This is a genomic window from Escherichia sp. AM3 (assembly GCF_032029835.1).
Taxonomy (GTDB): domain Bacteria; phylum Pseudomonadota; class Gammaproteobacteria; order Enterobacterales; family Enterobacteriaceae; genus Escherichia; species Escherichia coli.
This window is the reverse complement of the sequence record NZ_JAVUPQ010000402.1, coordinates 1-912: the sequence shown is the minus strand read 5'-3', so window position 1 is coordinate 912 and position 912 is coordinate 1. Positions and strand designations below refer to the sequence as shown.

The following is a 912-nucleotide window of genomic DNA, read 5'->3' as shown; positions in this document are numbered from 1 at the left end:
CGGATGAACCAGCTTTAACAGTAGCTAAAGGCATGAAACTTTTAGCAAATGCTTTATTAAAAAGTAAAGCTGTCAGTAAGGATATAAATACGTTTTTTGATAATAATGATTTTATCAAAACAACGATGTACTTAACAGGTAAACAAAGGGCTGATATTGAAAGAGCTGCTAATCGTCACGGATGGACGTTATCACGAGAATGTCGTTACCGCATACAGACGACACTTGAAAATGAACTGGATTTCTTTGACCAGGAACTGCTGATGATGAATCGTTGCCGTAATTCAATTGATAAGATCGGTCGTAATTTCCATTATATCATTGTTAATGATCAGACCAGGGTTCTTGATAAAGATGGTTTCTATCAGGATGCGGAGCGTCTTACAACAGAAATTTTTAATCTTAAGAATCAGTTTGAGAATTACATTATGTTATGTAAAGGGAGAACTGTTTCAAATAAAGTGGAGATGTGATTATGGGCGTTTACGTTGATAAAGAATATCGTGTTAAAAGAAAGTCATCAGAAAATTGTCGTAAGTCAGCTTTCGCTCACAAAGTCAAAAATGGTGGAAAGAACTATAGCCGCAATGTTCAGGAACGTATCAACCGCAAGGGTGCCAGTAAGGAGGTTGTTGTCAAAATATCTGGAGGTGCTATTACTCGTCAGGGGATTCGGAACAGTATTGATTATATGAGCCGTGAGTCAGAGCTACCAGTGATGAGTGAAAGCGGTCGGGTATGGACGGGTGACGAAATTCTGGAAGCTAAAGAGCACATGATAGATCGTGCTAATGATCCTCAGCATGTGATGAATGATAAAGGTAAAGAAAATAAAAAAATCACACAGAATATTGTCTTCTCGCCTCCAGTTTCAGCGAAAGTAAAGCCTGAAGATTTGCTGGAGTCTGTCAG

General features: G+C 38.4%; 1 protein-coding gene and 1 pseudogene. Both read left to right on the top strand.

The window, feature by feature from the left end; all coding sequences use genetic code 11:
* The coding region (gene ddp1, locus RTW80_RS26175) for a DNA distortion polypeptide 1 (protein WP_312720999.1) at positions 1-473 on the top strand (473 nt) is incomplete at its 5' end.
* 2 nt (positions 474-475) lie between these two features.
* A pseudogene (locus tag RTW80_RS26170) lies at positions 476-912 on the top strand (spore coat protein CotH); the annotation flags it as partial.